7 protein-coding genes are annotated in these 6,700 nt (G+C 62.1%); all 7 read right to left on the minus strand.

Translation table 11 applies throughout. The features are described 5' to 3' along the window. Positions 1–415: 415 nt before the first annotated feature. On the minus strand, positions 416–913 hold the full coding sequence (locus tag QMX97_RS31080) for an Lrp/AsnC family transcriptional regulator (RefSeq protein ID WP_065903991.1): 498 nt from the start codon (positions 911–913) through the stop codon (positions 416–418). Positions 914–918: 5 nt separating this feature from the next. Further along, on the minus strand, positions 919–1,707 hold the full coding sequence (locus tag QMX97_RS31085) for an ATP-binding cassette domain-containing protein (protein WP_106805629.1): 789 nt from the start codon (positions 1,705–1,707) through the stop codon (positions 919–921). A gap of 45 nt (positions 1,708–1,752) precedes the next feature. Beyond that, positions 1,753–2,466, minus strand: coding sequence for an ABC transporter permease (locus QMX97_RS31090; protein ID WP_065903984.1), 714 nt, complete (start codon positions 2,464–2,466; stop codon positions 1,753–1,755). Continuing rightward, positions 2,463–3,164, minus strand: a complete 702-nt coding sequence (locus QMX97_RS31095; RefSeq protein ID WP_282398189.1) for an ABC transporter permease — start codon at positions 3,162–3,164, stop codon at positions 2,463–2,465. The genes QMX97_RS31090 and QMX97_RS31095 overlap by 4 nt, the downstream gene beginning before the upstream one ends. Positions 3,165–3,335: 171 nt before the next feature. After that, the gene (locus QMX97_RS31100; protein ID WP_106803317.1) at positions 3,336–4,115 is read right to left on the minus strand and encodes an ABC transporter substrate-binding protein; all 780 of its coding nucleotides are present in this window, start codon (positions 4,113–4,115) and stop codon (positions 3,336–3,338) included. Positions 4,116–4,492: 377 nt separating this feature from the next. Further along, a complete protein-coding gene (locus tag QMX97_RS31105) occupies positions 4,493–5,539 on the minus strand; it encodes an ornithine cyclodeaminase (RefSeq protein WP_065903976.1) in 1,047 nt (348 codons plus the stop codon). 11 nt (positions 5,540–5,550) lie between these two features. Further along, positions 5,551–6,477 carry an arginine deiminase-related protein gene (locus QMX97_RS31110; RefSeq protein ID WP_065903973.1) on the minus strand — a complete coding sequence of 309 codons (927 nt, stop codon included), beginning with the start codon at positions 6,475–6,477 and terminating at the stop codon, positions 5,551–5,553. Between the last annotated feature and the right edge of the window lie 223 nt (positions 6,478–6,700).

Below are 6,700 nucleotides of genomic sequence, written 5' to 3' on the forward strand. Positions count from 1 at the left end.
CCCCCAACCCCCCCCCCCCACATGTAACAAAATTGGGGGGGGGGGTTGTGCCCGCGAAAGCGGTGTATCAGTCGCTGAAGAAGGTGGCTGATCTACCGCCTTCGCGAGCAAGCCCGCTCCCACATTGGGTTGTATTCCAAGGTCAGAACCGGGTTGTGTCGCCAGCTCGGATGTAGCCCCAATCCCCAGCCCGAACAGTGATCAAAACTGTGGGAGCGGGCTTGCCCGCGAAGGCGGTGTATCAGTCGCTGAAGAAGGTGGCTGATCTACCGCCTTCGCGAGCAAGCCCGCTCCCACCTTTGGTTGTATTCCGGGGTGGGACCGGGTTGTATCGCCCGCTCGGATATTGGTCGGCACCCAATCCCACACACACACACACACATACGGGATCTTCATGGTCCTGGCAGGTGGGGCCTCAGGTCAGTTCGGTGGCGGTGTTCTTGACCACCGCCAATTCCGGGTGCGCGACCAGTTTGTCGATGTGCAATTCATCATTGTTCAACCAGGTCTCGGTCAGCACCCGGTAGTGCTCCATGTCGCGGCAGCGCATGCGCAGGCTGTAGTCGAACGGCCCGCTGATCAACTGGCATTCGAACACCTGCGGACAGGCCTTGATGCAGGCTTCGAAGGCCTTTTGCGCCGAGCGGCCACTCTGGTTGGACAAGGCCACCAGCACCAGCAGCGACAGCCCCGGTGAGACCATCTGCACATCGATGATCGCCCCATATCCACGGATCACCCCGCGTCGCTCCAGCTTGCGCACCCGTTCCAGGCAGGGCCTGGGCGTGAGGTGCACCAGCGACGAGAGCTTTTCGTAGGTGATACGCCCCTGATGGCGCAGTACGTCGATGATTGCCTCGTCGATGCGGTCCAGCGCAGGGGAAGAATGGGGTCCGTTGGCCTTGGTATCCATGGGTTTCACTTCAAACGGTTGGAAAGAAATTGCTGCAAGCGCTCGCTGCTGGGGTGGTCGAGAATCTCGGCGCCGCCTTGTTCCTCGACCCGACCCTGGTGCAAAAACAACACTTGGCTGGACACCTGGCGGGCAAAGCCCATCTCGTGGGTGACCATCAGCATGGTACGACCTTCCTCGGCCAACGTCTGTATGACTTTGAGGACTTCTCCTACAAGTTCCGGGTCGAGTGCCGACGTCGGCTCATCGAACAGAATGATTTCCGGCTCCATCGCCAATGCGCGTGCGATAGCCACGCGCTGCTGCTGGCCACCGGACAGGAACGCCGGGTATTGATCCGCCACACGGCCGGGCAGACCGACCTTGTCGAGGTACATGCGTGCACGTTTTTCCGCGTCGGCGGCACTCACGCCAAGCACCCGGCGCGGCGCCATGGTGATGTTTTCCAGCACGGTCATGTGGCTCCACAGGTTGAAGTGCTGGAACACCATGGCCAGGCGCGTGCGCAGATTCTGCAGTTGCTCCTGGTGCGGCGCGCGGGTGCCGGCGCGGCCCTGGCGCATTTCGATGCTGATGCCATCCAGGGTGATCACCCCGGCATCGGGTTGTTCGAGAAAGTTGATGCAGCGCAGCATCGTGCTCTTGCCCGAGCCACTGGCGCCGATCAGGCTGATCACATCGCCGTTGCGTGCGTTGAGGGACACGCCCTTGAGCACTTCGTGTTCGCCGTAGCGTTTATGGATGCCTTCGACTTGCAGCTTGACGGCCGCCGTTGCAGTTTTGCTGACGGGCATGTCGACCGGATAAGTGGCCAGGGCCTGCGCGGACTGATTCATGGGTTAGCCTCGGGTAGGAACAAGAAAACGCATCCAGCGACGTTCGGCCAGTCGGAACAGGCCCACCAGTGCAAAGGACAGCAGCATGTAGAGCAGGGCGGCGATGCCGAAGGCCTGGAACGTCAGGAACGTCTCGGCGTTGGCATCGCGGGCCACCTTGAGGATGTCGGCGACGGTGGCGGTGAACGCCAGCGACGTGGCGTGCAGCATCAGGATCATTTCGTTGCTGTAGGCCGGTAACGCACGGCGCAAGGCGGCGGGGACCACCACAAACAGGTTGAGACGCCAGCCGTGCAGGCCGTAGGCGCGTGCGGCTTCGATTTCGCCATGGGGAATGTTGCGGATCGCGCCGGCGAAGATTTCCACGGTGTAGGCGCAGGTATTCAGCACGAACGCCAGCAAGGTGCAGTTGAGTGCGTTGCGGAAAAACTGGTTGAGCAGGGCGTTGTCCTGCACCACCTCCAGGCTGTACAGCCCGGTGTAGCAAATCAGCAGTTGGATATACAGCGGCGTGCCGCGAAACAGGTAGGTATAGACCTCCACCGGCCAGCGCAGCCAGAAGTGCTCCGAGACGCGCGCGAGTGCCAGCGGGATCGACAGGACGAAGCCGAACACCACCGAGATAATGAACAGCCACAGGGTCATGGCGACGCCGGACAGCCCCGCGCCATCACTGAACAGATAGGCCAGGCCGTATTGCTGGAACAGTTCGATCATCGCGCCATCCCCTTGATACCGAGGTTGTAGCGCCGCTCAAGGCGCTTGAAGATGCGGTTGGACAGGGTGGTGATCACCAGGTACACGAGGCCGGCGAGGATCAGGAAATACAGCGGCTCGTTGGTGGTCTTGCCAGCGTTTTGCGCGGCCTTGACCAGGTCTGACAGGCCGATGATCGACACCAGCGCGGTGGACTTGAGCAGCACCAGCCAGTTATTGCCCAGGCCCGGCAGGGCAAAGCGCATCAGTTGCGGGAACAGCACCAGGTGAAAGCGCTGCCAGCGGCTCAGGCCGTAGGCGGTGGCCGCTTCGAGTTGGCCGATCGGCACGCTGAGGATCGCACCGCGAAAGTTCTCGGTGAAATACGCGCCGTAGATAAAGCCCAGGGTGATCACCCCGGCGGTGAATGGGTCGATTTCAAAGTAATCCCAGCCGAACACTTCGCTGAGGTCGTTGAGCCACAGTTGCAGGCTGTAGAAGATCAGCAGGATCAGCACCAGGTCCGGCACGCTGCGGATCAGCGTGGTGTAGAGCGTGGCCGGCACCCTTAGCCATTTGGCGCTGGAGAGTTTGGCGCCAGCCGCGATCAGGCCGAGGGAGAGGCTCAGGGCCAGCGCGAGGAACGCCAGCTTGAGCGTCATCCAGGCGCCCTGGGCCAGCATCGGGCCGTAGCCTTGCAGGTTGAGGAGTTCGTTCATGGGAGAGTCTCTAAAGGGCGCAGACGACCCTTGTAGCAGCCGGCTGATGGGGGAGGGGGGCTTGCCCCCGATAGCAGTGGGTCAGTCGATACCGGTGTCGACTGACACGCCGTCATCGGCGGTAAAGCCCCTTGCGCACAAGCCAGGTCCTACAGGGGTGAGGCGTTGGCATCACTCGTTGTAGATGTCCTGGTCGCCGAAGTACTTCTTCTGGATCTTGGCGTAGGTGCCATCGGCCTGGACGGCGGCGATGCCTTTGTTGATCAGCTCGCGCAACGCCTGGTCGTTCTTGCGCAGGCCCATGGCGATGTCCAGCGGCAGGGTCGGGTCCTTGAAGGCCGGGCCGGTCTTGAAGTCGGCGCCTTCAGGCTTGGACAGGAAGTTGAGCTGGGCTTCGAGCTTGTCGGTCAGGGTGGCATCGAGGCGGCCGTTCTGCAGGTCGGCGTAGTTTTGCTCCTGGGACTGGTACGCCTTGATCTGCGCACCCAGCTTGGCCAGGTGCGCGCGGGCGTAAGCTTCCTGCAGCGAGCCTTGCAGCACGCCGACCTGCTTGCCGTTGAGGGATTGCGGGGTGTCGCCAAAGTCGGCGTTTTTGCGGGTGATCACCGACGTTGGGCTGAGGAACAGCCGGTCGCTGAAGTCGATGACTTTCTCGCGTGCCGGGGTCACGGCCATGGACGACATGATGGCGTCGAATTTGCGCGCGCGCAGGGCCGGGATCATGCCGTCGAATTCGTTGTGCACCCAGGTGCATTTGACCTCGAGCTTGGCGCAGATGGCGTTGCCCAATTCGATATCGAAGCCTTGCAGGCTGCCATCGGCGGCCACGGATTCGAAGGGGGGATACTCGGGGAATACGCCGAAGCGGATTTCTTGCCAATCCTGGGCGTGGGCAGCGGTTGCACACAGTGGCAACAGCAATGCAGCGAAAAGTGATCGCAGTGGAGTCATGTGTATTCCCTATATTTTGTAATTGATGTCAGGGCAGTAAACGGATCAAGCAATGTTTTCCAGGGTGCAGGGCTCTTCGTGGCGAGGGGGCTCGCCCCCCTTGGACTGCGCAGCAGTCCTCAATCCTGTCACCGCGTCTTTTGAGTCGTTCGTGTTGCATGTACGGGCAGCTTCACTGCCCGTGGCGGGCAACCCGCTCGGCACAGAGAATGCTTCATAGTGGTGCGTTTTTTGTGTCGTTTGGTTGGGGGTTAAAGCGCAAATTGCGCTGTTAAAACTGCCAATGCAGCGGAATCGGCTGCCGCACCCGCTGAATCGGCTTTTGACCCCCTCAATTCTGGCCTGCCCCCGGCGCAAAGCGGCAGGCCAGAGCGGTCTCAGGCGCGCTTTTTCTGCTGTACGCGGGGTTGTTGGGCCAAGCGCGCAAACAGGTCTTTCGGGTCGGCGAGGTCCGGTACCAGTTCCAGTTCGCTGCCCACGTCCAGCGCCTTGGCCACGTCCAGGACGTAGCGCAGGGCCGAGTAGTCTTCGATGGCAAAACCGACCGAATCGAACAGGGTCACCTGGCGCGCATTCTCGCGGCCGGGCTGTTGGCCGTTGATCACCTGCCACAGCTCGGTCACCGGCGAATCTTCCGGCATGTGCTGGATTTCACCTTCGATACGGCTTTGCGGTTCGTACTCGACGATCACGCGGGCGCGCTCGACGATACGTCGGTCCAGCTCGGTCTTGCCCGGGCAGTCGCCGCCCACGGCGTTGAGGTGCATGCCGGGTTCGATCATGTCATCGGTGAGGATGGTGGCGTAGGCCTTGTCGGCAGTGACGGTGGTGACGATGTCCGCACCCTTGACCGCTTCCGCCACGCTGCCGGCGAGGATCACTTTGATCGCCGGGAAGGCCTTGAGGTTGGCCGCCAGCTTGGCGGTGGCCTTGGGGTCGATATCGAACAGGCGGATTTCGTTGATGCCGAGCATGGCGTGGAAGGCCAGGGCCTGGAACTCACTTTGCGAGCCATTGCCGATCAACGCCATGCTGCGGCTGTTGTCGCGGGCCAGGTAGCGGGCGACCAGCGCCGACGTCGCGGCGGTACGGATTGCCGTGGTCAGGGTCATCTCCGCCAGCAGCACCGGCTTGCCGGTGTCGACGTCACCCAGGGCGCCGAAGGCCATGACGGTGAGCATTCCGGCCAGGGTGTTCTTCGGGTGGCCGTTGACGTACTTGAAGGCATACAGCGAGGCGTCCGAGACCGGCATCAGCTCGATCACACCGTCCGGCGAGTGGTTGGCCAGGCGCGCGCACTTCTCGAAATCCTGCCAGCGCAGGTAGTCGGCGCGGATGTACTCGGCCATCTCGGTGATGCAGGTTTGCAGGCCTTTTTGCGAGACCAGGTAGCTGAGATCGTTGACGTCGATATAACGGGTCATGGCAAGACTCCTTATTGAAATGAGGGACGGGCCGGCAGATGCACTTCGGCCAGCATGCAGCGGGCACTGCCGCCGCCGATGCGTTCGATGTTGTCGATGTTCACCACCACCGGCCGGGTGTGGCGTTCCACGTGGGCGCGCTGGGCCGGTTGCAGGGCACCCCAGGCGCTGGCCGACATCACCAGCAGCGGCTGGCCGTCGCGGTCGTGGACTTCAAGCATGTTGCCGGCGAAGGCTTCGAGCTGGTCGAAGTCGAGGGCGAGGATGTCTTTGCCGGTGTCACGCAGGGAGCGTTCCAGGGCCTGGCGCTCGTCGGCATGGGGCAGGGCTTGCAGGCACACCACCGAGAGGTCGCGGCCGACGCTCATCATCACGTTGCTGTGGTAGATCGGCGCGTGGTGGCGGTCGACGGCGTGGAACACGCACAGTTGGTAGTCGAGGCGTTCGGCGAACTGGCGCAGGGCGTCGTGGTGGGTGCGCCCGGAGTGGCAGGCGTAGCTGATGCGATGCTGGCGGTCGAGCACCATGCTGCCGGTGCCTTCGAGGAAGATGTTCTGTTGTTCGAGGTGACTCAGGTCGATGGTGTGCTTGATCGCAAAGCGCTGTTCCAGCACTTGCAGCACACCTTTGTTGCGCTCCAGTCGTCGGTTCTGGCCTTCCATCGGATACAGCACCAGGCTGCCGTCGGCGTGGCTGCTCCACCAGTTGTTGGGGAAAATCGAATCGGGGGTGTGGGGCGCCGGCGTGTCCTGCACCACCAGGACTTCCACGCCATGCTGGCGCAGCGTGTCGACATAGCCATCGAACTCTTCCAGCGCTTTGTGCTGTGCACTGAGCGGGTCAAGGGGCGGGCGCTGGAAACGGTTGTTGATCGCGGTGTCCGGGTTGAAGGCAAAGCGCGCCGGGCGAATCATCAGGACGGTGTTGGTGGTTTGCATGGGTGCACGGATCCATGGGGTTGAGCAGTGGCGCTATTTTGTCGCTTGTGCGAGATGAATCCCGGCTGAAACGAAGGGGTGGCTCAGCCGGGAAAGCTGAAAAGGTGGGTAAGGCAGCCGAATCGGCTGTAAGGGGTGGAGCAGGGGCGAAAGGTGGGAGCGGGCTTGCTCGCGAATGGGGTCTGTCAGTACTGGATTGGGTGACTGACACTGCGCATTCGCG

This window comes from Pseudomonas sp. PS01298, from assembly GCF_029959745.1.
In the GTDB taxonomy this organism is placed as follows: Bacteria; Pseudomonadota; Gammaproteobacteria; order Pseudomonadales; family Pseudomonadaceae; genus Aquipseudomonas; species Aquipseudomonas aylmerensis.

Excerpts from the sequence above, each read along its gene's own strand:
- QMX97_RS31080 (WP_065903991.1), bottom strand. The coding sequence starts at position 913 with ATGGATACCAAGGCCAACGGACCCCATTCTTCCCCTGCGCTGGACCGC.
- QMX97_RS31085 (WP_106805629.1), bottom strand. The coding sequence starts at position 1,707 with ATGCCCGTCAGCAAAACTGCAACGGCGGCCGTCAAGCTGCAAGTCGAA.
- QMX97_RS31090 (WP_065903984.1), bottom strand. The coding sequence starts at position 2,466 with ATGATCGAACTGTTCCAGCAATACGGCCTGGCCTATCTGTTCAGTGAT.
- QMX97_RS31095 (WP_282398189.1), bottom strand. The coding sequence starts at position 3,164 with ATGAACGAACTCCTCAACCTGCAAGGCTACGGCCCGATGCTGGCCCAG.
- QMX97_RS31100 (WP_106803317.1), bottom strand. The coding sequence starts at position 4,115 with ATGACTCCACTGCGATCACTTTTCGCTGCATTGCTGTTGCCACTGTGT.
- QMX97_RS31105 (WP_065903976.1), bottom strand. The coding sequence starts at position 5,539 with ATGACCCGTTATATCGACGTCAACGATCTCAGCTACCTGGTCTCGCAA.
- QMX97_RS31110 (WP_065903973.1), bottom strand. The coding sequence starts at position 6,477 with ATGCAAACCACCAACACCGTCCTGATGATTCGCCCGGCGCGCTTTGCC.